This window comes from Pseudomonas sp., from assembly GCF_037994325.1.
Classification (GTDB): domain Bacteria; phylum Pseudomonadota; class Gammaproteobacteria; order Pseudomonadales; family Pseudomonadaceae; genus Aquipseudomonas.
Genome location: NZ_JBBNAH010000603.1, coordinates 1 through 23,845 on the forward strand (window position 1 = coordinate 1; position 23,845 = coordinate 23,845).

Sequence of the window (23,845 nt, forward strand, 5' to 3'; positions counted from 1 at the left end):
CCCAGAATATTGGAAGTGGCGGGTTTGCCTGGACCACTCTGGGTCCCCGCCTTCACGGGGACGACGGCAGTGAGCAAATCAGCGCATCGGTGCCAAGGCCTGGCAAAGCTGCTCGGTCGCCTCCAGCATCTGCAAACTCGGTCGCTCAATGCCTTTATTGGGCAGTACCAATAATTGCTTGCTACGTACAGCAGTGAGCCCCGGCCACTTGCTCCAGCCTTTCAGCTGAGCAGAGTCGCCGGCGATGATCACATGTGGATCACGGCCAAGCACCGCTTCGACACTCACCTGCGGCGCCGGCAATTTAAGCTCGGCAAATACATTCTTAGCGCCACACACCGTCAGCGCATCGCTGATGATTTGCTCACCGCCGACGGTGTACAGCGGTGCATTCCAGATCTGGTAGAACACCGGCAAAGGCACGGCACGCTGATAACGCTGCTTTAACGCGGCCAAGCGTTGACGAAATTCAGCGGCGCGTTGCCGGCCCGTTTCGCCGCGCCCAACCCGCTCGCCTATCGCCTGGAACTGCTCGGCAAGCTGTTGCAACTTCTGCGGCTGCGCCTCAAACAGTGGAATGCCAAAGCCGAGCAGTTGCTGGCGTTGCGCCGCGCTGATGCTGTCGGGCCAGAGCAATAACAAGTCGGGCTTAAGCGCCAGCAGCCGTTCCATTTGCAACTGCCCGTAGCGCCCAACCGAGGGTAGCTGGGCTAGAGCGGCAGGCCGCTCGCCGCCGTCGAGCACACCAACCAATAGATCGGCGGCATCCAGCTCCAGCATGATTTCACTGAGCGAGGGCGCCAGCGTCACCACCCGCAATTGCGCCGCCGCAGGCCAGGCCAGCAGGCAGAACAGGCAGGTGAGCAGCAGGCGCATTAGCCGAGCTGGCGGGGAATGCGGTAGAGGGTCAGCAGCACCACGCTGGACAGCGTGAGCAAGATCAGCGGAATCGCTTCCAGGCCAGTAAACACGGCGATGGCGGCAATCCAGGCGGGTAAGCCGGCACCGAGAAAGGCTTGTCGACGGCGGGCGGCAAGGTCCAGCCAGGCGGCGGGCTCTTCCGCGGTGTCGAGGGCTTTTTCGGTGGCGATCAGGCCGCGCTTGTAGGCGCTGAACAACGGCAGGCTGACAAACATGGAGGCCAAGCCACCGATAAACAGTGGCATGGCCAGCACCGACACGGTTTTGCCGGCGCCAAACAGCAGATCAACCACCAGTACCGGCGCGAGGGTCAGCGCCAGTTGCCGCCACCACAACAGGGCCAGGCGGCGGCGCACGTCGGCGCGGGTCACAGGCTTTCCTCGGCCTCACCTTGGTGCTGGTTGCCCAGCAGGTGGCCGAGCTTGCCGGACTTGGTGGCCAGGTAGTACTTGTTGTGCGGGTTATGTTCGATCTGCAGCGGCATACGCTCGGCCACCGGAATGCCCATATCGGCCAGCGCTTTAAGTTTGCGCGGGTTATTGGTCATCAGCTTGAGCGAGGTGATGCCCAGGTGATTGAGCATCGGCAAGCAGATCGAGTAGTCACGCTGGTCTGCGGCAAAGCCCAGACGCTCGTTGGCCTCCACCGTATCGGCGCCGCCGTCTTGCAGCTCGTAGGCGCGGATTTTGTTCATCAGGCCAATGCCACGGCCTTCCTGGCGCAGGTACAGCAGCACGCCACGGCCTTCTTTGGCGATGGCGGCCAACGCTGCTTCCAATTGGAAACCGCAGTCGCAGCGCAGGCTAAACAAGGCATCGCCGGTCAGGCATTCGGAATGCAGGCGGCCGAGTACCGGCGCACCGTCGGTGAAATCGCCCAAGGTCAGGGCAACGTGTTCACGGCCGGTGGCTTCTTCAAGAAAGCCATGCATGGTGAAAACGGCAAAAGGTGTTGGCAGTTGGGAGGCGGCGACGAAGACGACAGACACCGGATGCTCCTAATAAAAGAGGCGGAATTTCGCACGGGGGCGGCATTGTAGCAGCAGGCTTTAGGCCTCGGTCAGCCTGAATTGCTGGCCATAAAGATCAAAGCGGTTGATCGATATAACCACTAGCCCAGCCAATCCAGAACAATACGGGTCGCCGCCGCCAATGGTTCGTTAAGCGCAGCGGCGTCCTTGCTGGCTTGCGTCAGGTAAATCGCCAGAACCAAGGGTGCTTTTGCTGTCGGCCAGATTACCGCCACATCATTGGTGGTGCCGTAAGCGCCGGTACCGGTTTTATCACCCACCGGCCAACTGGCGGGCAGGCCGGCACGGATGCGCGTGGCGCCCGTGGTGTTGCCCTTCAGCCACTCTTGCAACTGTTGGCGCTGCGCCGCTGGCAGTGCATCGCCCAGCACCATACGGTTCAGGCTGTGGGCCATGGCCAGCGGCGTGGTGGTGTCGCGCAGGTCGCCAGGAATGGCGCTATTGAGCTCGGTTTCCCAACGCTCAAGGCGGAAGTGTTTGTCGCCAATCGAGCGGGCAAAGGTGGTCACGCCTTCCGGCCCATCGACCAATTTCATCAGCAGGTTGGCCGCGCCGTTGTCGCTGTATTGCACGGTGGCGGCGCAGAGTTCGGCGACGGTCATGCCGTCCTGCACATGTTTTTCACTGATGGGGGAATAGGCCACCAGGTCGCTTTTACGGTAGGTAATGCGTTCGCCCAACAAGCCGGGCGTCAACGTACTGCGCTGCAAAATGGCACCGGCGAGCATGGCTTTAAAGGTGCTGCACAGCGGGAAACGCTCCTCACCGCGATAGCTCAGCACTTCGCCAGTGCTGCTATTGAGGGCAACGACACCGAGGCGCCCGGTAAAGGTGGCCTCCAGTTGCTCAAGGCGTTGGTGGAAGTAACTGGGCTCTGCCGCCCACGCGGACACAAAGGGCAGTGCGGCAGTTGCGGCGAGAAAGGTGCGACGGCTGATCGGGTAAGTCATAGGCCTAGAGTTTGGATTCCAGAATTAACACGCCCTGCTCTTCGCGCCAGCTGACGCGGCTGAGAAAGCTCATACCCAACAGGGCTTCGGTAGGGGCCGGACCGTCGAGCACAGTGGCTTCAACGCCTATCACTTCAATGGCGCCGATCTTCACTTTGTCCAGGCTCACGCGCCAGGCATTGATGGTGCCGCTGGCGGTACTGACGACGGTGGGCTTGCCCACCACGCGGTAGTCGATGCCCAGCTGGCGGGCTTGGTTTTCGTTCATGGCCACGGTGGTGGCGCCGGTATCAACCAAAAACTGCACCGGCTGACCGTTGGCCGAACCGGCGATCCAGTAATGGCCACCCATGCCCTTGGCAATACTGACCTTGGTTTTGATCGGCACAGCAAAGCCCTGGCTGTATTCACGCTCCAGCGGGTAGGTGCGCTCCACGCCATCGACGCGTAGCACCGCGCCATGGTTATCGGCACTGACCACCACCACACCGCCGGGGCCGGTCTTGCCGACCTTGACCATCTTGCGTTCGCCATCGACGTTAATCACCGCCGCGCCAGGAAACAGGCCGACGACCATCACCTGCTCAGCGGCCGTAGCCATGCTGTTGGCCAACAGACTGATCAACCCCGCCGCCAACACGTACATTCTGTTGCTCGTCATCACGTCATGCCTGTTGCGTGGAGTTTCAGTCAAAGGGATAGGGCTGCTGCCACTGCGCGAATATCGCGCGCAAACTGCCGTCTTTCACCAGTTGCGCCATGCGCGTATCAAAGACCTTGGCCAGGGCATGGCCATCGGCCGTGTCGGCAAACCCCAGGTACAACGGCAACCGGGTGAGCTCGGTGATGCGAAAGCGCGATTTGTCGTCGGCTTCGTTAAGCACGTCCTGCACCTCGGTGAGGGCATCCAGGTAGAAATCGACGTGCTTAAGTTCCAGCATCGAGAGGATACCGTCACGCCGATAAACTTCCTGGTAGTGGTTCAAATGCGGCAGATATTGTTCGTAAGCGTAGCCGCGCACCCAAGCCAGGCGAAACGCGCCGACGTTCTGCAAATTGACCGGGGCGGTATCGACCAAGCCCAGCGCGCTGATCTGGTCGGCGTCGTAATTCCAGTGGGGGTAAAACACGCCTTCTTGAATTTCGTTGAGGTACGAGCCGACAAAGGCATCCGCGCCGCCACGCTGCACCAAGCCCACTGAACGGGTGTAAGGCACGCTGTGAATTTTCAGCTCGATGCCGGCAGGCTCGAACACCTGGCGCAGAATGTCCCACGCCAAACCGCTGCCATCGGCATTGGTGTGCCCCGGCCAGACTTCGCTGGCCAAGCGAACTTGCGTCGGTGTCGCCGCCTGCACCCACGGCGCACTCAGCAACAGAATCACGGCTAACCACATGCCACGCATAGGCCATTTTTCCTCAGGCGTTGCGGTGTATCCCTATCTAGCCAAACCAGTGCTGCGCCCAGGCCCAGACGGCCAACTGCATAGTCAGCCAGGCAAATACACCGGCCAGCAGGTCATCAAGCATGATGCCGACGCCACCATGCACATGGCGGTCGATCCAGCGGATGGGCCAGGGCTTGAGAATGTCGTAAAAACGGAACACCAAGAAGCCTAGCAGCAACCATTCCCAGCCTTCGGGAACCAGCCACAGGGTGATCCACATGCCGACCATTTCGTCCCAGACGATGCCTTCATGGTCATGCACACGCAAATCATCGGCCACTTTGCCGCACAGCCAGAAGCCGAACAGCATGGTTACCCCAAGCATGAGCCAATAGCCCCAGTCGGGGAGCATTTGCCACAGCGGAATAAAGGGCAGTGCCACCAGCGAACCCCAGGTACCCGGTGCTTTGGGCAGGGTGCCGGAGCCAAAGCCAAAGGCGAGAAAATGCCAAGGATTGCGCCAAACCGACGGTGGTGCGTCAGGTACCGTTTTCTTGCTCGCTTGAGTCACCCGTGCCCCCAGAATGTTGCCCGAAATGTAAATAACCGCGCGCAGACAGCTCAAGGCTGTGACCCGCTGAATCGAATAAGTGCACGCCTTTTCCCGCCACCACACGACCGATGACTGCTATTGGCCAGCCGTGTTGTTGCAGCTCAGCCAAATGGCGCTGCGCCACGGTAAAGGCCAACACATAGTCATCGCCACCGCTAAGTGCGCAGTTCCAGGCTGATTGTGGATCCAGCCAGCTCTGCACCGCCGGCGACAGCGGCAGGCGCTCACGCTCGATATGCAGGGCAACGTTGGAGGCAGAGGCGATATGGCCGCAGTCCGCGACCAGGCCATCGGAGATATCCAGCGCGGCCGTAGCTTTGCCACGCAGTGCCTGCCCCAGCGCCAATTGCGGCTGCGGCGCCCAGTAGCGCGCCAACAGCGGCTCAGCGATTTCCGCGGCGGCCGTGCGCTGGCCCAACACCAATGGCAGCGCCGCCGCGGCATCACCCAGCGCACCGCCAACACAGAGCAAATCGCCCACCTGCGCGCCGGCGCGGGTCAGCGCCTGGCCCGCTGGCACACGGCCGAACACGGTGAGGGTCAAGGTCAGGGGGCCACGGGTGGTGTCGCCGCCAATCAGGCGCATATTGCAGGCTTGCGCCATCTGGTTGAGGCCTTCGGCAAAGGCTTGCAACCAGTCAGGGTCGGCTTGCGGCAAGGTCAGCGCCAGGGTGAAACCAAGCGGCGCGGCGCCCATGGCGGCCAGATCACTGGTGGCCACGGCCAGGGCACGCTGGCCGAGCAGAAAGGCATCACAGGAATGGGGAAAATGCACACCGATCACCAGGGTGTCGGTGGAAACCGCCAGCTGTTCGCCAGCGGCCAACGCCAACAAGGCACAGTCATCGCCTATGCCTTGCACCACGCCCTCGCCAGGCTGCGCACAGGGCGCAGCGGCGAAGTAGCGGCGAATCAGCTCAAACTCACCCACGATCAACGCTTGTTAGCGTTGACTTCGGCGGCACGCAGGCGCGGTGCCAATTTGTCCAACACGCCGTTGACGAACTTGTGCCCGTCGGTGGCGCCGAACACTTTGGCCAGCTCGATACCTTCGTTGATCACTACGCGATACGGCACGTCCACGCGCTTGAGCATTTCAAAGGTGGACAAGCGCAGGATGGCCAATTCAACCGGGTCCAGTTCTTCCTGGGGGCGGTCGAGGCATGGCGCGAACGCTTCGTCGATCTCGGTTTTATGCGCCGGTACGCCGTGCAAAATCTCACGAAAATAGGCGCCATCGACGGTGCTGAAATCGTTGTCGACGCGAAACTGCGCTTCGATTTCGTTAACCGCCTGACCCGCTACATGCCACTGATACAGCGCTTGCATAGCCAGGCTGCGGGCCTGGCGACGGGCCGCGATCTTGCCGGTGGGCGCGTTCGGGCCTTTCTCTGCAGGGGGGTTGAAGCTGTCGTCTGCGTCGTTAATCACTTGGCCTCCAACTGCGCCAGCAGGCTGACCATTTCCAGTGCGGAAAGGGCGGCTTCAGCACCTTTGTTGCCAGCTTTGGTGCCGGAGCGTTCGATAGCTTGTTCGATGGAGTCAACGGTCAGCACACCAAAGGCAACCGGCACGCCGAATTCCATGGACACCTGGGCCAGGCCCTTGGTGCATTCGCCGGCCACGTATTCGAAGTGCGGAGTACCGCCCCGAATAACCGCGCCAAGGGCGATGATGGCCGAGTATTCGCTGCGCTGAGCAACTTTCTGCGCCACCAATGGAATTTCGAAAGCACCCGGAGCACGGATGATGGTGATGTCGCTTTCGCTCACACCGTGACGCACCAGGGCGTCAACGGCGCCGCTTACCAGGCTTTCCACCACGAAGCTGTTGAAGCGGCCAACCACCAGTGCATAGCTGCCTTTGGGGGCGATAAAAGTACCTTCGATGGTCTTCAGGGTCATGGCGTTCTCGTCTTGAAAGAGCAAATTAGAGTAAAGACCGCGCTGCGAACTCTGCGCGCAGCGGGGCGTAAAACATTCGGGGTTGGCCCGCCGGAAACGGCTCGGCGGGGTCCGGCCTTATTCGGAGGGCAGGTATTCTACAACTTCTAAATCAAAGCCGGATATCGCGTTGAACTTCACCGGCGAGCTCAGCAGGCGCATTTTGCGCACGCCCAGGTCACGGAGAATCTGCGAACCGGCACCGACGGTGCTGTAAGTGGCCGCAGTGGCTTTTTGCTCGCCACCGAGTTGCTGCTCCAAATGCGCCAGCAGGTCGGAGCCGTGCAGTTGGTTGCCCAGCAGCAGCACCACACCGCTGCCCGCCTCGGCCACTTTCACCATGGCCGCACGCAGGCTCCAACGGCCCGGTTGCTTGACCATCAGCAAGTCGCGCAACGGTTCCATGCTGTGCACCCGCACCAGAGTCGGCTCTTCCGGGCAAATGGTGCCCAGGGTCAGCGCCATATGAATGTCGCCTTCCACCGAGTCGCGGTAGGTCACCAGGTTGAAGTGGCCCAGTTCGCTGTCCAGCGGCTGCTCAGAAATGCGCTCAACGGTGTGCTCGTGAATCAGGCGGTAGTGAATCAGGTCGGCGATGGTGCCGATTTTGATGTCATGCAGCTGAGCGAATTCTTCCAGCTCGGCACGGCGGCTCATGGTGCCGTCGTCGTTCATGATTTCGCAGATAACCCCGCTCGGCTCAAAGCCACCCAGGCGCGCCAGGTCGCAAGCCGCTTCGGTATGACCGGCACGGGCGAGTACACCACCGGGTTGGGCCATCAGCGGGAAGATATGCCCAGGGCTGACAATATCGTCGGCCTTGGCATCTTTGGCCGCCGCCGCTTGCACCGTGCGGGCGCGGTCAGCGGCAGAAATGCCGGTGGTCACGCCGGTCGCGGCTTCGATGGAAACGGTGAACTTAGTGCCAAAGCCCGAGCCGTTGCGCGGCGCCATCAGCGGCAGCTTGAGGGTTTCGCAACGCTCGCGGCTCATGGGCATGCAAATCAGGCCACGGGCGTGCTTGGCCATAAAGTTGATGTGTTCAGGTTTTACACATTCAGAGGCAATGATCAGATCACCTTCATTCTCGCGGTCTTCGTCATCCATAAGGATGACCATTTTGCCGGCGCGGATATCGGCAACCAGTTCTTCAATGCTGTTAAGAGCCATGGGGGTCGTGCCTTAAATTCGGTTAGCGGTAGCCGTGTTCGGCCAGGAAACTTTCGGTCAGGCCACTGGCCTTCGGCTCTGCAGCCTTGTCGCCGAGTAGCAGGCGCTCGAGGTAGCGCGCCAGCAGATCGACCTCCAGGTTGACCTGCCGCCCAGGGCGGTAGTCGGCCATGATGGTTTCACCCAAGGTGTGCGGCACGATGGTCAGCTCAAACTCGGCGCCGTTGACGCCGTTGACCGTGAGGCTGGTGCCGTCGACCGTGATCGAGCCTTTCAGGGCGATGTACTTGGCCAGCTCGCGTGGGGCGCGGATACGAAATTGCACGGCGCGGGCGTTGTCCTCACGGGCAATCACTTCACCAACGCCATCGACATGGCCGCTGACCAAGTGCCCGCCCAAGCGGCTGCTGGGGGTCAGGGCTTTTTCCAGGTTGACCTTGCTACCGGCTTTCAAATCGATAAAGGCGCTGCAAGCCAGGGTTTCGCGGCTGACATCAGCCCAAAAACCATCACCGGGCAATTCCACGGCTGTCAGGCATACGCCGTTAACCGCGATGCTGTCGCCGAGTTTGACGTCGGCCAAATCCAGCTTGCCGGTTTCCACGTACACGCGTACGTCGCCACCTTTCGGACTAAGGGCGCGAATGGTGCCGAGGGCTTCAATTATTCCTGTGAACATGGGCTGCCTCCGTATACAGAGGTGCCATCGCGTTATCGCGGTAGAACATGGATCGAACTCCTGTTTAATAAAAAACAGGGCGTGTCTGATCGAAAGGGATGTCTCGAGCGAGCACACACAACGGCGTGCCCTGGCAGGCAATCCCGTTCTCTCTTCATCCGGACTATGACCGTCGGCCTCGGAATCACACCGAGTCTGCTGACCTTGCGCGTGCCGTTGTCGGCTTGCCCAAGCGCTCGCGGGCTAGACGCATTGCGCGCCATTACCGCCGGTGGGGAATCGCACCCCGCCCTGAGAACGTTCAGCCATCTGCATGGCTGGGCTGCGTTTTTACCACAAGTGCCCCTGGCAATGCATCTATGTAGGCGTATTCACCGGGCTTTGTGGCCAATTTCAGCGCGGTTTATCGGGCACCGCGATAATCCGCCAGTCATCGCCCACTGCGCGCATTTCGGTGATTTTCAGCGGCGTGGCTTCGGCCATCCGCGCCAGCGGCATATCCAACAGGGGCCGAGCGGTGGAGCCAAGGAACTTGGCGGCGACAAACAGCTGGTACTCGTCCACCAGGCCTAAACGCGCAAAAGCTCCGGCCAACCGTGGGCCGGCTTCCACCAGCACTTCGTTAGCGCCCTGGCTGGCCAACTCGGCAAGCAACTTGCGCAGGTCGACATGGCCATTGCTGCCGGGAATCGCCAGCAATGTATGGCCTTCTTCGAGGAAACGATCACGGGCTGAGGCGGCGGCACAGGTGGCGACCAACGCAGCACCGGCCTGATAGAACGGCGCACTGAGCGGCACGCGCAAACGACCATCGACCAACACGCGCAGTGGTGGACGGGTCATGGCCAGGGCGGTGAGTTCAGCATTCAGCCCCAGTTCGTCGGGACGCACGGTCAGGCGCGCGGCGTCGGCCAACACGGTATCGGCGCCGGTCAGCACCACGCTGGCTTGCGCACGCAAGCGTTGTACGGCAGCACGCGCGTCCGGACCGGTAATCCACTGGCTTTCACCGCTGGCCATGGCGGTACGGCCGTCCAGGCTCATGGCCAGTTTCACCCGGACAAAGGGCAGGCCCTTTTCCATACGTTTGATAAAACCGGCATTCAGCGCCCGCGCTTCGGCCTCCAGCACACCGCTGTTTACCGAAATACCGGCCTGCATCAAGCGCAGCAGACCACGGCCGGAGACTTCGGGGTTGGGGTCTTGCATTGCCGCCACCACCCGGGCAACGCCCGCATTGACCAACGCATCCGCGCACGGCGGTGTACGGCCATGGTGGCTGCAAGGTTCAAGCGTTACATAAGCAGTGGCGCCACGGGCTTTATCGCCGGCCTGGCGCAGGGCATGCACCTCGGCATGGGGCTCGCCAGCACGGGCATGCCAACCCTCACCGACAATTTTGCCGGCCTGCACAATGACGCAGCCGACCCGCGGATTGGGGTGAGTGGAGTAGATGCCTTTGCGCGCCAGTTCCAGCGCGCGGGCCATAAATTGCGGGTCAGCGGCGGCTTGCTCGGGAGTCGACATACCTAGTCTTGCGCCGGTTCGCGGGAAAGACGGTCGATTTCCTCGCGGAATTCGTTGAGGTCCTGAAAGCGCCGGTAGACCGAAGCGAAGCGGATATAGGCCACTTCATCGAGTTTTTGCAGTTCAATCATCACCAGCTCACCCAGCACCCGCGACTTGATTTCACGCTCGCCGGTGGCGCGCATCTTGTGCTTGATATGGGCAATGGCCGCTTCCAGGCGCTCGATACTGACCGGGCGTTTTTCCAGCGCGCGCTGCATACCGGCGCGCAGCTTTTCTTCATCAAAGGGTTGGCGGCTGCCGTCCTGCTTGATCAAGCGCGGCATCACCAGCTCGGCGGTTTCAAAGGTGGTGAAGCGTTCTTCGCAAGCCAGGCACTCGCGGCGGCGGCGAACCTGCTCGCCCTCGGCGACCAATCGCGAATCGATAACCTTGGTGTCATTGGCGCCGCAGAAGGGACAGTGCATAAAATAAATGGCAACAAAATTGAGGAGGGGCCATGGTAGCGCATCCCACTGGCAAGACAACCCAGCGACTTTGCGGTATACAAACGCCCGCCCTACATTCGCTGCACTCGTGACGGACTCTCTTATGTTTCGCCCACTCGTTCTACTTTGTGCCGTTGCTCTGCTGGCGGCCTGCGCCGACGAACCGCCTGCACCGGCCACCGCGGTTGTCAGCAAACCTACCGCGCCGGTTGCAGCTGCGCCCGCCCCACTGCCGGCCAACCTGCGCGAACTAACTGGCAACCTGGTCAATGTGCCGGCGGGTGCCAGCGTCGAGCTGGCCTTGCTGGTGATTGATGAGCGCGACCGTCCGCAACAGCTGCTGGGCAATATCACCCTGCAGGGCACCGGTCAGTTGCTGCCCTTTCACCTGCCCTTCAACCCCGACTCTTTTCCCGCCAATGCGCGCGTGGAGTTGCATGGGCGGGTCACTCAATCGGCGCAACTGATCCTGCGTTTGAGCCCGCAACGCATTACCTCGGCCACCACCCAACTGGTCGGCAACCTGCGTTTCGATCCCGCGCCATGACCCCACCGCTGGCCCTGCAAGCGGCGCTCAGTGAACTGCTGGGCGACGCGCAACTGGTTGCCGAAAGCCTGCCCGGCACCGACCTCAAGTTGTGGCTGATCGATGCCAACAATATGGACCGTGCCTTTAGCCCGGAAGAGACCCAGCGCATTCTCGAAGAGCCGCCCTACTGGTGTTTTTGCTGGGCCAGCGGCCTGGTGCTGGCCCGCTGGTTTGCCGAGCACCCCGAGTGGGTGGCCGGTAAACGGGTACTGGATTTTGGCGCGGGCTCTGGGGTCGCGGCGATTGCCGCGGCCAAAGCCGGGGCTGCCGAAGTGGTGGCGTGCGACCTTGATCCGCTGGCCTTGGCCTCTTGCCGCGCCAACGCCGAACTCAATGGCGTTGAGCTGAGTTACTCCGCAGATTTCTTCGCCGAAGCTGACCGCTTCGACCTGATCGTCGTTGCCGACGTGCTCTACGACCGCGCCAACCTACCGTTGCTGGATCACTTTCTTAGCCGTGGCAGGCAAGCCCTGGTGGCTGACTCGCGGGTACGGGACTTCAATCATCCGCTGTATCAGCGTTTGGATATTATCGAGGCCTGTACCTGGCCGGATTTGGCCGAGCCTACCGAGTTTCGCCACGTCAGCCTGTACCACGCCGAGCGCTAGTCGCGGCCTTACCGAGTTCGGTACAGAACTTTCCGCCTCGCGCTTTCATTGCTTCGCACAGATATTTAAAAACCACTGACCGATCATTAACGCCGCGATTTTAATACGGGAGTTGATTGATCAATGGACAATAAAGCCGCGCTTGTTCTTTTCTTCTTTACTCTGAGCGGTTGTTCGGCCGCTTTAGTCTCTTACAGCAGCAACCCTTATCAACTGTTAAACAATGCCAGCACCCTGTTAGAGCAAGAACGCCCCACTCCGGCTGAGCGCCTGATCACTCAAGCACTGCAAATCTGCGAGAAGAAACAAGACCCTCTATGCGTTGCCGAAAGCTACCGCCACTATGGCAACTTCTTTATGTCCGCCGCATTAACTGGGCTATGGAAAGGTCACTACATAAAAAATGGATTCCGCGATATCAACGCCTCCTACGACAAGCGCTATATCAAAGCCATTGAGTACTTCGACAAAGCCCTGCCGATCTTTCTCCATTACCAAAAATACGACAGCGTCACCAACGTAAAACTAAACACCGGCTTTGCCTACCAAGCCAATGGAGAGACGACCCAAGCGTGCAGAGCGTTTGATGCGAGCTTAGCGGCCAATCACGAAAATCTGCGGCTAAACCCGACGGCCAGGATTGTTCTTCCGGCAACATACAGCAGCTACACGCACTATATTAAAGCCCTCAAACTAGAAGCCGGCTGTCCTGCCTCTGACGACAGCACATAAGCGCCGCCTAGTGGGAAAACAGAGGACCGCGCCCGGTGCATTGTCTGAATAGGAACCGCAAACACTACAGCCAAGCATAAACAGCAAGCACACAATAATTATTGAACGAAAAAAACAGCCTATTAGGGGCTTTTATTTTTTCGCACCCTGCGCAACTCAACTTGATACTTATCATAGAGCGCGCCGTAGTTAACGATAAGTGCCGGCGGCATGCTGCCAATATTTTCTAACGTCGACATATCACTCTTTTTGGCCATTTCCAATAACACCATCCAACTGTCATGCAAGGTGGCAAATGAATTCAGACCCGGAAGTTTATTTACCGCATCGCTGATCGGCGTGCCGTGGCAGATGGCGTACCAACTCGAACACGCCTCAATGGCCGGCCAATTCATGCCGATATTTTTGCCCTCTCGCGCCAAACCATCCCTGACCACCTGCGGAACAAAGCCGCCTTCTAGCGGCGTAAATTTCGCCCCAGCAGATCTCTCTACGCCTGGCCGGATATCCGCGCCTCGACCGACGGAGTATTGGTACAGCTCCATCATCGCGCCGGTGCCGGCGACCGTTAGCCACGATTTGGCAGTGTCATCACCGCTGAGCAGTCCTTTCAGCGCGGTATTGACCGCATAGGCTTTCGCCCGCTCACCCCAGTCCACCACCGACAGGTTGGCTTCCTGCTGCATGGTTGTTCCCCAGCCCTTTGTTTGAGCGCCGACACCCGCTATCAATGCGGCGCTGAGGTAGCCCTTAAGACTGTCGGAAGAAAACACATCCCTGGCAACAGCGCCGAGTTGGCCTTTGTTGTTGATGGTGCTGACCGCGGCACTACTGGCCATTGAAGTGGCAGCAGCCGTTGCCGCGACGTTGCCAAAACCCGCAGCGGTGGTGCCAAGGCCTGCGGCCATGGCCGTGCCTGAACCCGCCGTGGCTCCGGCCACGGTGCCAATGGCGGTACTGGCCGCCCCCGCCGTGAGTACGGTAACGACGATGGCAATGACCAGCGCGGCGCCCACGCCTAGCCCTGAGCTCTGGTACTCCCAAGCGTCGTGCAGCTCCTTCACCTGGCGCCAGTCGACGTCGCCGCGCTCTTGCGCTGCTTTGATCCAGGCAAGGTTGGGGTCAGCGGCAACCATGGCGTCGATGGTCTGGCGGACAGTCTGGCGGTTGACCTGCTTAACATCGATACGCAAGCCCTGGAGCGCGCGGATGATGGTTTCGCCCCCGGCGATCAGTTCGCTCTGACGCAGGATTTCGTCCGCACGGCCTTGGCCTTTGGCGCTATGCCACGCCCAGTCGCTTTTGCTGCGCTCATGGCTTTCTTGCTCAAGGTCTTTGACGGCTTCAAAGGTGATGGCGCCGCCGCTGTCGAGGGTGAGATTGGCACCGCTGTGCAGGACGGCCTTTTGGTAGAGCTGGTCGCCTTCGCTGATCAGCTTAAGGTCGCCGCCGGTTTCGATGGTGGCGCCGATATTACGCACGCTGGTGATCCGGTCTTTACGGGTGTGTTTGGCGCCCCAGCTGCCTTTTTTCTTGCTGTCATAGAGGCGGTGGTCGCTATTTTCGGCGCTTAGCAGGGCGAGTTGGTTTCCGGCATAGAGAAACGCCTCATCGCCGGCTTTTAGCTGACTGGCACTGACCAGCAGGTTATTGCCGGCTTGGATATTTAGCTCGCCGCCCGCTTCGATTACAGCGCTTTGTTGGCGGCTGATGCTGGCTTGATCGGTGACTTTTTTACCGGCGCTTTTGCGGTAGCTGTCGCGGCTACGGTGGTCAGCGGCCGAGGCGATGGCGAAATTTTGTTGAGCTGAAAGCTGAATATCGCCAGTGGCTTTGAGGGTGCTGGCGATGATGGCCAGGTCGCGGCCGGCCTCGGCGATGAGCGTACCGCCAGCGTCGATGGAGGAGCCGTGCTGGGTGATTGTTTCGCGCCAGCTATGACCTGTGCGCTCACGGTTGGCGGCGCTGTCGGCTTCAACTTGGCTGGTTATCGACAGGTCGCGACCGGCACTGAGCTGAAGGTTGCTACCGGCGCTTAGGTTGCCGCTGCGGTTGATCAGGTCACGGCCTGCGGACAAGGTCAGGGTGTTGGCGGCTTCGATGCCGGCAGCGCTGTCGACGAAATCTTCGCGGCGTTGGAAGCCTTGTTTTGATGATTGGTGGGAGGTGACGCTGCGTTCGTTGACGATATCGCGGGTTAAGGCGCTAGCGCTTACGTCTTTGCCGACGATCAAGCCGCCTTTGATGTTGCGGATACTGTCGGTGGCCAGCAGCAAGACGTTTTGATCAGCCTGGATCAAACCGCTGTTGCTAATGTTCGCCGCGCTAACGTTGAGTTTTTTCGTAGAGCGCAACGTGCCGCTGTTATTTAGCGCGTTGCCAGAAATCAGCGTTAAATCGTCGCCCTGAATCAATGCACCAGTGGGCGCCAGTCGATCCTTGGCATGGGCCAGATACAGCACCGGCACCAAGAGCTTTTGCCCGGTAACTTCCTGCTCCTGCATCCACACGATATCGTGGGTGAGTGCAGCCACTTGCTCAGCACTAAGGGCAATACCCGGCACCAGGTTTAGTGCCTGTTTGCTGGCGATGGCGTTGTCCATCAGGTAGCGGAACTGTGCGTGGTCGCTGCTCAGGCCGTCGAGAAAACGTTTGCCGGTGCGGGCAATCACCGCCTGCTGAACCAAGCGCTGTTCGTAAAGGCCATCGCCGAGCCGCCGCTGACCGTGGTCCAGGTTGTAGCCGATGCTTTTCAGCAGATAGTCGGAGCTGAGAAAGCCGCGCAGGCTGGCTAAAGCAGGGTTGGTTTCGACCAGGTAGGGATGACTGCCGTCGCTATTGAGCTGAAATAGACCGTTGCTGCCAGCGGGTAAGGTAAAGCCTGGCAGGCCCGGTTGCTGGTTTAGATCGGGAGCCAGTTGTGGGTTATGGCTGACGGCCGTGGCAATGGCTGAGCCGGTGAGGTCGGTGGTGGCCAAGCTGCCACCAGCCACATAGGCGTAGGTGGGTCGAACTACGCTGCTGTCGAAGCGATCTTGGGTGGCGATCACAGCCTTGCCAGCGGCTTGAATAACGGCGCTATAGCTTTCGCCATCGGCCTTGACGACGGCGGTAGTACGAAACGGCAAACGCTCACGCTCCATCCGCGCAAGAAAGCCATTCAATGCGTTAACCAGACCAAGTGGGTCGTCACTGCTAGGCCAGTACCGCGCACTAAATGCCTCGGCACGGCGCTCAAGGAACTCTGGATCACGGGTGCGAACGGAGCGAAAGACACGGCTGGTCTGGTATTCGCCAGGCTGCAGGCCGAGGTTGTCTAGTGTATCGACCTGAATGCGCAAATCGCCTGCTGCGCTGATAGCGCTGGCGTGGTTAAGCAGGCTTGCCCCCATCAAGCTGAGGTTGCCGCCAGCAGTGATAAATGAGGCGGCGCTGGCGGTGGTAACAAGCAAACGGTCGCGCTCGACGATCTGCCAAAACTGATGTTCTTTGCCGCCTTCGCAGTCGCCCGCGCCTAAGGTGCCGTCGCAGGGCAGTTCGGTAATTTGGGCGGCGTATTTTTCCTGGCGGCTATTTAGTACATCGCGCTGATTGCTGATGCGCTTGGCTTGCAGCTTTAGATCGCCAGCACTTTCGATGCTGCCAGAGCGGTTGTCGATGCCATCGGTGGCGGTGATGGTCAGGTTACCGAGGCTGTAAACATCGCCGGTTTGATTGATGATGCTGGCGACGTTGAGCGCCATGTCCTCGCCGCTAAAAATCAGGCCGGATTGGTTCAGCAAGGCCGCGACATCTAAGCGAACAGAGCCAGCTGCGCCCAACGTTCCCCCGTTGCTCAGCGAGCCAGCTTTTATCGAAACATCAGCCGCACTGGTCAGGCTTTTGGCAACGGTCACCGCACTACTGGCAGCGATCTTCACGGCACCATCGGCATGGGCCTTGTCGGCAAACTCAATTTGCTCGGCTTTGGCCCGTAATTGCCCGGCGCTCACCACCCGCGCCACGGTCAGCTTGCCGTAGGCGTCGATGTGGATATCGTCACCGCTGGCGGCCATATCGCCGGCCAGCTTTACCCCAACACCGGCCTCGGTGCCGACCAAACGAATCGCCCCGGCGTACATGCCGCCAAGTGCAGAACTGTCGATGGAAACCCCAGGCCGCGCACGGCCGTCATCAGCCTTAGCCGTGGCCGCCAAGGTCGCCGCATCCACGTCGTTGCGGCCGGTGACGATGTTCAACTGCTGGGCATAGATCGCCGCATTGAGCTTGGCGCTGCGGGTGATCAGGTCGAACTGGCTGATATTCGCTGCGTTAAGGCCGGCGCCATCGATAACGATCTGGCCGCCATCGACATTGAATTGCCTGAGCTGCCCAGCCTCGATTATCGGCGCGCCAGTGCTCAGGGTTACGCGCGGTGTATTGATAAACCCGCAGCCATCGCAAGTGATGCCGTGAGGGTTGGCCACCACCACATGGGCGCTTTGCCCAGCCACTTCGGTATAGCCCTTGAGCTGACTGGGGCTGCCGCCCGTGACTTCATTAAGGATCAGCCCAGCAGCACGCCCACCCAATTGGCTATTGCCGAGAATCACCCGCCCAGCTCGGTTTGGTTAAACGCCGCCGTGCCGTTGTTGAGGATCAGGCCCTGCTGGCCCACGTTGTAGTCGGTGAATTTATTGTGGGAAAGACCACTGCCAGTAGGCGCAGCAATATTCACGATGGGCACGCCATTCGCCGCCTGAGTAACCGCAGTACTGCCCCCGGCACTGGCATCAACGGCTAGCCCGGCGGCATTGCAAAACAGCGGATTTACACACAGCACGCCCACCAGCAGACGGGCGATAAAACGGGAAAACGGGCGATGCACATCCATGTTGGCGTCTCGTTTCAACAGCGAAAAATCGCCCTGCAAAACTACGTCGAACAGATGGGAGTGGATGCCAGCCGCGGCTTGAATAGACGTGGGAACGCGTGACAGATACGCAGAGTTCGGCCGCCGGCTAGGCGGCTTGGTGCGCACAGAACACCCTACGCGGGGAGCAGCTTTTTTGCCGGATCACTGGTTTTCAGCAGCCATCGTCCCCACCTATAGTGGCGAGCCTGAGCCGGAGCCTTCCGGCCGTCCCCTATTCCGCGTTTCGAGAACCAGCATGAGCCAGGACACGCCCTATATCTTCGACGTCAACACGGCCAACTTCGACCAGTTGGTGATCCAGAATTCGTTCCACAAGCCGGTGCTGGTGGACTTCTGGGCCGAGTGGTGTGCGCCGTGCAAAGCGCTGATGCCGCTGCTGGCGCAGATTGCCGAGGGTTATCGCGGCGAGCTGTTGCTGGCCAAGGTCAATTGCGACTTGGAAGCCGATGTGGTGGCGCGTTTTGGTATTCGCAGCTTGCCGACGGTGGTGCTATTTAAGAATGGGCAACCGGTGGATGGCTTCCAGGGCGCGCAGCCGGAGTCGGCGATTCGCGCCATTCTTGAACCCCATGTGCCCACCCCGCCGCCGCTGGCTGCCGACCCATTGGAAAGCGCGCAAGCGCTGTTTGCCGAAGGCCGTATCGGTGATGCGGAAAATCTGCTGCGGGAAATCCTCGCAGCCGACAGCGAGAAGCCTGCCGCGCTGATTTTGTACGCGCGCTGCCTGGCTGAGCGCGGCGAGCTGGGGGAAGCGCAAACCGTGCTCGATGCCGTGAAAAGCGATGCCCATAAGCAGGAGCTGGCCAGCGCCAAAGCGCAGATTACGTTCCTGCGCCAGGCCACCGACCTGCCGGACGCCGCCGCCCTTAAAGCCCGCTTGGCGCAAAACGCCGACGACGATGAAGCGGTGTACCAACTGGCCATTCAGCAATTGGCCCGTCAGCAGTACGAGCCGGCATTGGAGGCGTTGCTGAAGCTGTTTATCCGCAATCGCACCTACGCCGACGGCCTGCCGCACAAAACGTTGCTGCAAGTATTTGAGCTGCTGGGCAATGAGCACCCGCTTGTGACCCTGTTCCGCCGCAAGCTTTACCAGGCGCTGTATTGATTTTCTAGCCGAGCCAGCGATACACCGGCGCATCCGCGCCGGCTTGTACTTCAATCAACTCCGAATGGCGCAGGCGCACCAGTAAACGTTTGGCCGCCGCCGCGCTGCCGGTGAGCGCTTGCAATTCGCTAAGCAAGGTCGGGCCTTCAATGTGGCCGGCGCTGCGCACCAATTCCTGTACCACGAGCCATTGTTTGTCGTCCGCAGACGGTGCGGCTTTGGGCGCGGCTGTCTGAGCGTCAGCGCTAACCACTGGCACCGGCAATTGCGCGGCGAGCTGCGCCCAGTCTTGATCATCCAACTCGATGGTCAGATCGACGGGCCATGCGCCAATCGTCCCTTTAATACGCACCATGACAGCACCTCCGGTAAAAGTGCGGCCATGCTCCCATGGGGAAAGATGTTCGCCAAGCGGGCTAGGCAAGCGGCCAATTTGAGTTATAACATAACATCTCTTTTTGCCCCCCCCTTCGGAGTTCCTCAGTCATGCGCCGTTTGCTGCTCGCTCTGCCGTTTGCCCTGTTGCCGCTGGTTGTCGCTCAAGCTGCGGAAACTAATGATGACCACGTTGAAGAGCACGCCAGCTTAGGCACCCATGAACACGGTGTTGGCCGTTTAAATGCGGCGTTGGATGGCACTGAGCTGGAACTGGAATTGGAAAACCCGTCGATGAATCTGGTGGGGTTTGAGCACGTGGCGAAAACGGCTGTCGACCAAGCCACCGTGGCAGCGGCCAAGGCCGATCTGCAAAAACCCTTGAGCCTGTTCGCTCTGCCCGCGGCGGCCAATTGCACCGTGGCCGACGTGGAGCTGCATAGCCCGCTGTTCGGCGACAAACCAGATGCCGATGAAGACGATGATCACGACCACGATCATGACGACCACGCCAAAGGCGATACAGACGAACACGAGCATGAGCACCACCACAGCGAGATTCACGCCAGCTACACGCTAAATTGCACTGAGCCGGCGAAACTCACTAACCTGGATCTGACGCCATTGTTCAAACGCTTCCCGGCGCTGCACCAAGTCCAAACGCAACTGATCGGCCCCAATGGCCAGCAAGGCGCCGAGCTGACAGAAAAAAGCCCACGCCTGAACTTTTGATATCGCCATGCTCTAACAGCCAGCCTGCGCCGCCCAAGCCGACACCTGTTCGCTTGGGCGGCGTCGATTATTCGCCTCCATCAAGATGCCCTCCATGACTGCGCCGCTCCTGACCCTCAGTGACCTTGGTTTCGCCTGGCCCGGCCACGCCGAACTGCTGGATATTCCCGCGTTTCATCTGGCCCAGGGCGAAACCCTGTTCCTTAAAGGCCCCAGTGGCAGCGGCAAGACCACCTTGCTGGGTTTATTGGGCGGCGTGCAAAAGCCCAATCGCGGCAGCATTACCTTATTGGGGCAAGAGCTGACGCAACTGTCGGCCGGCGCCCGCGATCATTTTCGCGTTGACCACACCGGCTATATCTTCCAGCAGTTCAACCTGCTGCCGTTTTTATCGGTACGGGAAAACGTCGAGTTGCCCTGCCACTTTTCCAAGCAGCGCGCCAACCGCGCCAAGCAACGCCATGGCAGCGTGGCGCAGGCGGCGGGCGCGCTGCTCGCGCACTTGGGCTTGAAGGATGACTTGCTGGAACGGCGCGCCGATGCGCTGTCGATAGGCCAGCAACAACGGGTGGCGGCAGCGCGTGCGCTGATTGGTCAACCGGAACTGGTTATCGCCGACGAGCCGACCTCGGCGCTGGATGCCGACGCCCGTGAGGCGTTTCTGCAGTTGCTGTTTGCTGAGTGCCGCGCGGCCGGTTCCAGCCTGCTATTTGTCAGCCACGACCAAAGCCTGGCGCCGCTGTTCGACCGTCATCTGTCCTTGGCAGAACTCAATCGCGCGGCGTCGTCCGCGGCGGAGGTTTGAGATGTATTTGTTCCGCCTTGCCATGGCCAGCCTGGCCAACCGCCGCTTCACCGCCCTGCTCACCGTATTCGCCATCGCCCTTTCAGTTTGTTTGCTGCTGGCGGTGGAACGGGTGCGTACCGAAGCGCGCGCCAGTTTCGCGAGCACCATTAGCGGCACTGACTTGGTGGTGGGCGCGCGCTCCGGCTCGATCAATTTGCTGCTGTATTCGGTGTTTCGCATCGGCAACGCCACCAACAATATTCGTTGGGACAGCTTCGAACATTTCGCCAACAGCAAGCAGGTGAAGTGGGCAATTCCGATGTCCCTCGGTGACTCCCATCGCGGCTACAGAGTAATGGGCACCACCGGCGCCTACTTCGAACACTACCACTACGGCCGTGGTCAGGCGCTAGCGCTGGCCAGTGGTCGGGCGTTCGATACCGATCCCTTTGAAGTAGTGCTTGGCGCCGAAGTGGCCGAAGCGCTGAAGTACAAGCTTGGCGACAAGATTGTGCTGGCCCACGGCGTGGCCACCATCAGCCTGGTTAAACACGACGACAAACCCTTTACCGTGGTCGGCGTTTTGCAACGCACCGGCACACCGGTAGACCGCACGCTGCATATCAGCCTGGGCGGTATGGAAGCGCTGCATATCGACTGGAAAGGCGGCGCGCCCGCCCGTGGCGCCGCGCGTATCAGCGCGGACCAGGCGCGCAATATGGACCTGACGCCACAAGCGATCACCGCGTTTATGCTCGGCCTGAACAACAAGGTCGCGACATTTAGCATGCAGCGGGAAATCAACGAGTTTCGTGGCGAGCCGCTGCTGGCAATTCTGCCGGGTGTGGCCTTGCAAGAGTTATGGAGCCTGATGGGCACGGCCGAACAGGCGTTATTTGTGGTGTCGCTGTTTGTGGTAATTACCGGCTTGATCGGCATGCTTACGGCGATTCTTACCAGCCTTAACGAGCGCCGCCGGGAAATGGCCATTCTGCGTTCGGTCGGCGCTCGGCCTTGGCATATCGCCAGTCTGCTGGTGCTGGAGGCCTTTGCTCTGGCATTCTCCGGCGTCGTGCTGGGCACGTTGCTGCTGTATGTCGGTATCGCCGCCGCCCAAGGCTATGTGCAGGCCAACTACGGGATTTTTCTGCCGCTGGCCCTGCCGAGTGCTTATGAGTGGACCTTGCTGGGCGGTATTCTTGCCGCTGCGCTGTTGATGGGCGCCATTCCAGCCTGGCGCGCGTATCGACAGTCGCTGGCCGACGGCCTGTCCATTCGCGTCTAGCCCATGCAGTAAACCTTTAAGGACTTGACCATGCTACGCCCGCTTTTCACTGCCCTGCTGTTGGTGCCCTGTGTTGTCCTGAGCGCCTGGGCCGCCGATGTACGCGAGCTGACCTGGTCGGAAATGGTGCCACCCGACGCGCCGGTGGTTACCCAACCTCAAGCGCCGATGCACGATCTGTCCCAACTGGCCGACGCGCTGGCGGCAGAATCGGCGCCGGCAGCCAAACAACAATCCCCTGCCGCGCCGGTGGTGCAAGCGCTGGATGGTCAGCAAGTGAAATTGCCCGGCTATATCGTGCCACTGGAAGTCAGCGAGGAAGGCCGGGTGACCGAGTTTCTGCTGGTGCCCTACTTCGGCGCCTGCATCCATGTGCCGCCACCGCCTTCCAACCAGATTGTGCATGTAAAAAGCGAGCTGGGCGTGTTGATGGACGCGTTGTACCAACCGTTCTGGGTTGAAGGTCCGCTGCAGGTTAAAAGCAGCACCAGCGAACTGGCTGACGCAGGCTATCAGATGGACGCCAGCAAGATTTACCCGTACGAAACCCCTGACAGCTGACACTGATCTGTCCGATTGCAACAGGTGCAACCTGACCTGCGAGTTTATTGCTACAGATCAAGATAGGCAGCTACGCATCCTTCGATACTGACGCCATTCGAACCGTTAGTAATGAAGGAGTACCCCAAATGTCCAAGGCCCTCTTCGCCGCCTCTTTGCTGGCGGTTGCACTTGTCGCCCCAATGGCTCACGCCTACCAGGCTGGCGATATCATCCTGCGTGCTGGCGCGATTACCGTTGATCCACATGAGAACAGCGGCAATATCGACCACGCCACCTTGGGCAAGGTACCGGGCAGTAAAGCCACCTTGGACAGCGACACCCAGTTGGGCTTGAACTTCGCCTATATGGCGACTGACCACCTGGGCATTGAGTTGCTCGCGGCGACTCCTTTCAGCCACGACGTGGGCGTAAAAGGTATGCCGGGCGCCTTTGCCGGCCTGAACGGCAAACTCGGCAGCTTGAAACACCTGCCGCCAACCTTGAGCCTGGTGTACTACCCAATGGACACCCACTCGGCGTTCCAACCCTATGTGGGCGCAGGCATTAACTACACCTGGTTCTTCGACGACAAGCTCAGCAGCGAAGCCGAAAATAAAGGCTTTAGCGGCCTGGATATGAAGGACTCCTGGGGCCTGGCGGCGCAGGTGGGCATGGACTACATGCTGACCGACAACATCATGGTCAACGCCCAGGTGCGTTACATCGACATCGATACCACAGGTACTACTTACCTGGCGGGCGATAAAGTGAAGGTCGACGTGGATGTGGACCCATGGGTTTACATGATTGGTTTGGGCTACAAGTTCTAAGTAGCTCTTGAATGCAAAAAGGCGCCTTCTGGCGCCTTTTTCGTTGGCTGTGTGCACTTAGGGGAGTTTCGCGGTAGTGCACCCTACAAGAGCTTTGCTAAACCCACCTGAATCGGCGTGGGCTCACCCAGCTTGTATCGGCTTAACAAGCGCTGATTATTGGCGCGGGAATGGCGAATATCTCCCGCCCGTGCCGGCCCGTAAGTAACCGGCGGCAAACCTCCTACCACCTCACCAATATGCTGCAGCAACTGGTTCAAGCTGATAGCGCGATTGAGCCCAACGTTTACCGCGCCTTCTTGCGCCGTTGGTAATTCCAGCGCCTGCACCAGCAGGTCAATCAGATCGCCAACATAGAAAAAATCCCGTGTTTGCTCGCCATCGCCAAACACGCTGATAGGCAGTCCTTGTTGGGCGCGCTGGATAAAGATGCTGATCACGCCGGAGTATGGCGATGACGGATCCTGACGCGGCCCGAAGATATTAAAAAAGCGAAAGATCGCTGGCTGCAGACCATGCTGGCGGCGGTAAAACTCCAGGTATTGCTCGCTGGCCAGCTTGTCCACGGCATAGGGCGTAAGCGGCGCTTTCGGGGTGTCTTCATCAACAGCTTGGCCATCACCATTGTTGCC

At 60.0% G+C, this 23,845-nt stretch carries 27 protein-coding genes and 1 riboswitch; of the genes, 9 read left to right on the forward strand and 18 right to left on the reverse strand.

Features of this window, described 5'->3' with window-relative positions; translation table 11 throughout:
• Positions 1-78 precede the first annotated feature (78 nt).
• The 14 genes from AAAB16_RS19980 to nrdR all read right to left on the reverse strand — a co-directional run bounded on the left by AAAB16_RS19980 (position 79) and on the right by nrdR (position 10,688).
• Positions 79-876: a helical backbone metal receptor gene (locus AAAB16_RS19980; protein ID WP_340664899.1), complete on the reverse strand. Its 798-nt coding sequence runs from the start codon at positions 874-876 to the stop codon at positions 79-81.
• Positions 876-1,292, reverse strand: a complete 417-nt coding sequence (locus AAAB16_RS19985; protein ID WP_340664900.1) for an MFS transporter — start codon at positions 1,290-1,292, stop codon at positions 876-878. The genes AAAB16_RS19980 and AAAB16_RS19985 overlap by 1 nt, the downstream gene beginning before the upstream one ends.
• Entirely contained in the window at positions 1,289-1,909 is a 621-nt protein-coding gene (gene ribA / locus AAAB16_RS19990) for a GTP cyclohydrolase II (protein ID WP_110617317.1), read from the reverse strand. The genes AAAB16_RS19985 and ribA overlap by 4 nt, the downstream gene beginning before the upstream one ends.
• A gap of 122 nt (positions 1,910-2,031) precedes the next feature.
• Complete coding sequence (gene bla, locus AAAB16_RS19995; RefSeq protein ID WP_340664901.1) at positions 2,032-2,901, reverse strand: class A beta-lactamase; 870 nt, start codon at positions 2,899-2,901, stop codon at positions 2,032-2,034.
• A gap of 4 nt (positions 2,902-2,905) precedes the next feature.
• Positions 2,906-3,562, reverse strand: coding sequence for a TIGR02281 family clan AA aspartic protease (locus AAAB16_RS20000; protein WP_340664902.1), 657 nt, complete (start codon positions 3,560-3,562; stop codon positions 2,906-2,908).
• A 25-nt stretch (positions 3,563-3,587) separates the two neighbouring features.
• Positions 3,588-4,307 carry a transporter substrate-binding domain-containing protein gene (locus AAAB16_RS20005; protein ID WP_340664903.1) on the reverse strand — a complete coding sequence of 240 codons (720 nt, stop codon included), beginning with the start codon at positions 4,305-4,307 and terminating at the stop codon, positions 3,588-3,590.
• Positions 4,308-4,344: 37 nt separating this feature from the next.
• Positions 4,345-4,860 (reverse strand): phosphatidylglycerophosphatase A, encoded by a 516-nt coding sequence (locus tag AAAB16_RS20010; protein ID WP_340664904.1) that lies wholly within the window; start codon positions 4,858-4,860, stop codon positions 4,345-4,347.
• Positions 4,829-5,833: a thiamine-phosphate kinase gene (thiL, locus tag AAAB16_RS20015; protein WP_340664905.1), complete on the reverse strand. Its 1,005-nt coding sequence runs from the start codon at positions 5,831-5,833 to the stop codon at positions 4,829-4,831. The genes AAAB16_RS20010 and thiL overlap by 32 nt, the downstream gene beginning before the upstream one ends.
• A 2-nt stretch (positions 5,834-5,835) precedes the next feature.
• On the reverse strand, positions 5,836-6,333 hold the full coding sequence (nusB, locus tag AAAB16_RS20020) for a transcription antitermination factor NusB (RefSeq protein WP_110617311.1): 498 nt from the start codon (positions 6,331-6,333) through the stop codon (positions 5,836-5,838).
• Positions 6,330-6,806: a 6,7-dimethyl-8-ribityllumazine synthase gene (gene ribE, locus AAAB16_RS20025; RefSeq protein ID WP_110617310.1), complete on the reverse strand. Its 477-nt coding sequence runs from the start codon at positions 6,804-6,806 to the stop codon at positions 6,330-6,332. The genes nusB and ribE overlap by 4 nt, the downstream gene beginning before the upstream one ends.
• A 117-nt stretch (positions 6,807-6,923) precedes the next feature.
• A complete protein-coding gene (gene ribBA / locus AAAB16_RS20030; RefSeq protein ID WP_340664906.1) occupies positions 6,924-8,015 on the reverse strand; it encodes a bifunctional 3,4-dihydroxy-2-butanone-4-phosphate synthase/GTP cyclohydrolase II in 1,092 nt (363 codons plus the stop codon).
• 22 nt (positions 8,016-8,037) lie between these two features.
• Positions 8,038-8,694, reverse strand: coding sequence for a riboflavin synthase (locus tag AAAB16_RS20035; RefSeq protein WP_110617308.1), 657 nt, complete (start codon positions 8,692-8,694; stop codon positions 8,038-8,040).
• A 141-nt stretch (positions 8,695-8,835) separates the two neighbouring features.
• A riboswitch (FMN riboswitch) is annotated at positions 8,836-8,997 on the reverse strand.
• A 90-nt stretch (positions 8,998-9,087) separates the two neighbouring features.
• Complete coding sequence (gene ribD / locus AAAB16_RS20040; protein ID WP_340664907.1) at positions 9,088-10,221, reverse strand: bifunctional diaminohydroxyphosphoribosylaminopyrimidine deaminase/5-amino-6-(5-phosphoribosylamino)uracil reductase RibD; 1,134 nt, start codon at positions 10,219-10,221, stop codon at positions 9,088-9,090.
• A 2-nt stretch (positions 10,222-10,223) separates the two neighbouring features.
• Positions 10,224-10,688 (reverse strand): transcriptional regulator NrdR, encoded by a 465-nt coding sequence (nrdR, locus tag AAAB16_RS20045; RefSeq protein ID WP_177411368.1) that lies wholly within the window; start codon positions 10,686-10,688, stop codon positions 10,224-10,226.
• 124 nt (positions 10,689-10,812) lie between these two features.
• Between nrdR and AAAB16_RS20050 the strand changes: the two genes are divergently transcribed.
• The 3 genes from AAAB16_RS20050 to AAAB16_RS20060 all read left to right on the forward strand — a co-directional run bounded on the left by AAAB16_RS20050 (position 10,813) and on the right by AAAB16_RS20060 (position 12,638).
• Positions 10,813-11,256, forward strand: a complete 444-nt coding sequence (locus tag AAAB16_RS20050) for a YbaY family lipoprotein (RefSeq protein ID WP_340664908.1) — start codon at positions 10,813-10,815, stop codon at positions 11,254-11,256.
• Positions 11,253-11,906: a 50S ribosomal protein L11 methyltransferase gene (locus tag AAAB16_RS20055; RefSeq protein WP_340664909.1), complete on the forward strand. Its 654-nt coding sequence runs from the start codon at positions 11,253-11,255 to the stop codon at positions 11,904-11,906. Before AAAB16_RS20050 ends, AAAB16_RS20055 begins: the two co-directional genes overlap by 4 nt.
• 123 nt (positions 11,907-12,029) lie before the next feature.
• The gene (locus tag AAAB16_RS20060; RefSeq protein WP_340664910.1) at positions 12,030-12,638 is read left to right on the forward strand and encodes a hypothetical protein; all 609 of its coding nucleotides are present in this window, start codon (positions 12,030-12,032) and stop codon (positions 12,636-12,638) included.
• A gap of 122 nt (positions 12,639-12,760) precedes the next feature.
• Here AAAB16_RS20060 and AAAB16_RS20065 read toward each other — a convergent pair whose 3' ends face one another.
• Both AAAB16_RS20065 and AAAB16_RS20070 read right to left on the reverse strand, forming a co-directional pair.
• Positions 12,761-17,230, reverse strand: coding sequence for a filamentous hemagglutinin N-terminal domain-containing protein (locus AAAB16_RS20065; RefSeq protein WP_340664911.1), 4,470 nt, complete (start codon positions 17,228-17,230; stop codon positions 12,761-12,763).
• Complete coding sequence (locus tag AAAB16_RS20070) at positions 17,227-17,511, reverse strand: hypothetical protein (protein WP_340664912.1); 285 nt, start codon at positions 17,509-17,511, stop codon at positions 17,227-17,229. Before AAAB16_RS20070 ends, AAAB16_RS20065 begins: the two co-directional genes overlap by 4 nt.
• 277 nt (positions 17,512-17,788) lie before the next feature.
• Between AAAB16_RS20070 and trxA the strand changes: the two genes are divergently transcribed.
• A complete protein-coding gene (trxA, locus tag AAAB16_RS20075) occupies positions 17,789-18,661 on the forward strand; it encodes a thioredoxin (RefSeq protein ID WP_340664913.1) in 873 nt (290 codons plus the stop codon).
• A gap of 4 nt (positions 18,662-18,665) precedes the next feature.
• Here trxA and AAAB16_RS20080 read toward each other — a convergent pair whose 3' ends face one another.
• Positions 18,666-19,016, reverse strand: a complete 351-nt coding sequence (locus tag AAAB16_RS20080; protein WP_340664914.1) for a hypothetical protein — start codon at positions 19,014-19,016, stop codon at positions 18,666-18,668.
• A 131-nt stretch (positions 19,017-19,147) separates the two neighbouring features.
• On the opposite strand from AAAB16_RS20080, the gene AAAB16_RS20085 reads away from it, so the two are divergent.
• The 5 genes from AAAB16_RS20085 (at position 19,148) to AAAB16_RS20105 (ending at position 23,213) form a co-directional block, all read left to right on the forward strand.
• The gene (locus AAAB16_RS20085; RefSeq protein WP_340664915.1) at positions 19,148-19,768 is read left to right on the forward strand and encodes a DUF2796 domain-containing protein; all 621 of its coding nucleotides are present in this window, start codon (positions 19,148-19,150) and stop codon (positions 19,766-19,768) included.
• A gap of 94 nt (positions 19,769-19,862) precedes the next feature.
• Positions 19,863-20,573, forward strand: coding sequence for an ABC transporter ATP-binding protein (locus AAAB16_RS20090; RefSeq protein WP_340664916.1), 711 nt, complete (start codon positions 19,863-19,865; stop codon positions 20,571-20,573).
• 1 nt (position 20,574) lies between these two features.
• Complete coding sequence (locus AAAB16_RS20095) at positions 20,575-21,840, forward strand: ABC transporter permease (RefSeq protein WP_340664917.1); 1,266 nt, start codon at positions 20,575-20,577, stop codon at positions 21,838-21,840.
• 30 nt (positions 21,841-21,870) lie between these two features.
• Positions 21,871-22,401, forward strand: a complete 531-nt coding sequence (locus AAAB16_RS20100; protein ID WP_340664918.1) for a DUF3299 domain-containing protein — start codon at positions 21,871-21,873, stop codon at positions 22,399-22,401.
• 128 nt (positions 22,402-22,529) lie between these two features.
• Positions 22,530-23,213 (forward strand): OmpW family outer membrane protein, encoded by a 684-nt coding sequence (locus AAAB16_RS20105; RefSeq protein WP_340664919.1) that lies wholly within the window; start codon positions 22,530-22,532, stop codon positions 23,211-23,213.
• Between the two features lie 83 nt (positions 23,214-23,296).
• Here the strand turns inward: AAAB16_RS20105 and AAAB16_RS20110 are convergent.
• A partial coding sequence (locus AAAB16_RS20110; protein WP_340664920.1) for an NAD-dependent epimerase/dehydratase family protein occupies positions 23,297-23,845 on the reverse strand: 549 nt, incomplete at its 5' end.

What these genes read in the sequence shown, in the direction of transcription:
- AAAB16_RS20105 (WP_340664919.1), top strand. Translation starts at nt 22,530, where the DNA reads ATGTCCAAGGCCCTCTTCGCCGCCTCTTTGCTGGCGGTTGCACTTGTC.
- AAAB16_RS20095 (WP_340664917.1), top strand. Translation starts at nt 20,575, where the DNA reads ATGTATTTGTTCCGCCTTGCCATGGCCAGCCTGGCCAACCGCCGCTTC.
- AAAB16_RS20050 (WP_340664908.1), top strand. Translation starts at nt 10,813, where the DNA reads ATGTTTCGCCCACTCGTTCTACTTTGTGCCGTTGCTCTGCTGGCGGCC.
- AAAB16_RS20055 (WP_340664909.1), top strand. Translation starts at nt 11,253, where the DNA reads ATGACCCCACCGCTGGCCCTGCAAGCGGCGCTCAGTGAACTGCTGGGC.
- nrdR (WP_177411368.1), bottom strand. Translation starts at nt 10,688, where the DNA reads ATGCACTGTCCCTTCTGCGGCGCCAATGACACCAAGGTTATCGATTCG.
- AAAB16_RS20005 (WP_340664903.1), bottom strand. Translation starts at nt 4,307, where the DNA reads ATGCGTGGCATGTGGTTAGCCGTGATTCTGTTGCTGAGTGCGCCGTGG.
- ribE (WP_110617310.1), bottom strand. Translation starts at nt 6,806, where the DNA reads ATGACCCTGAAGACCATCGAAGGTACTTTTATCGCCCCCAAAGGCAGC.
- AAAB16_RS19980 (WP_340664899.1), bottom strand. Translation starts at nt 876, where the DNA reads ATGCGCCTGCTGCTCACCTGCCTGTTCTGCCTGCTGGCCTGGCCTGCG.
- AAAB16_RS20035 (WP_110617308.1), bottom strand. Translation starts at nt 8,694, where the DNA reads ATGTTCACAGGAATAATTGAAGCCCTCGGCACCATTCGCGCCCTTAGT.
- ribD (WP_340664907.1), bottom strand. Translation starts at nt 10,221, where the DNA reads ATGTCGACTCCCGAGCAAGCCGCCGCTGACCCGCAATTTATGGCCCGC.
- ribBA (WP_340664906.1), bottom strand. Translation starts at nt 8,015, where the DNA reads ATGGCTCTTAACAGCATTGAAGAACTGGTTGCCGATATCCGCGCCGGC.
- AAAB16_RS20085 (WP_340664915.1), top strand. Translation starts at nt 19,148, where the DNA reads ATGCGCCGTTTGCTGCTCGCTCTGCCGTTTGCCCTGTTGCCGCTGGTT.
- AAAB16_RS20080 (WP_340664914.1), bottom strand. Translation starts at nt 19,016, where the DNA reads ATGGTGCGTATTAAAGGGACGATTGGCGCATGGCCCGTCGATCTGACC.
- AAAB16_RS20060 (WP_340664910.1), top strand. Translation starts at nt 12,030, where the DNA reads ATGGACAATAAAGCCGCGCTTGTTCTTTTCTTCTTTACTCTGAGCGGT.
- AAAB16_RS20100 (WP_340664918.1), top strand. Translation starts at nt 21,871, where the DNA reads ATGCTACGCCCGCTTTTCACTGCCCTGCTGTTGGTGCCCTGTGTTGTC.
- AAAB16_RS20090 (WP_340664916.1), top strand. Translation starts at nt 19,863, where the DNA reads ATGACTGCGCCGCTCCTGACCCTCAGTGACCTTGGTTTCGCCTGGCCC.
- AAAB16_RS20000 (WP_340664902.1), bottom strand. Translation starts at nt 3,562, where the DNA reads ATGACGAGCAACAGAATGTACGTGTTGGCGGCGGGGTTGATCAGTCTG.
- bla (WP_340664901.1), bottom strand. Translation starts at nt 2,901, where the DNA reads ATGACTTACCCGATCAGCCGTCGCACCTTTCTCGCCGCAACTGCCGCA.
- AAAB16_RS20070 (WP_340664912.1), bottom strand. Translation starts at nt 17,511, where the DNA reads ATGGATGTGCATCGCCCGTTTTCCCGTTTTATCGCCCGTCTGCTGGTG.
- trxA (WP_340664913.1), top strand. Translation starts at nt 17,789, where the DNA reads ATGAGCCAGGACACGCCCTATATCTTCGACGTCAACACGGCCAACTTC.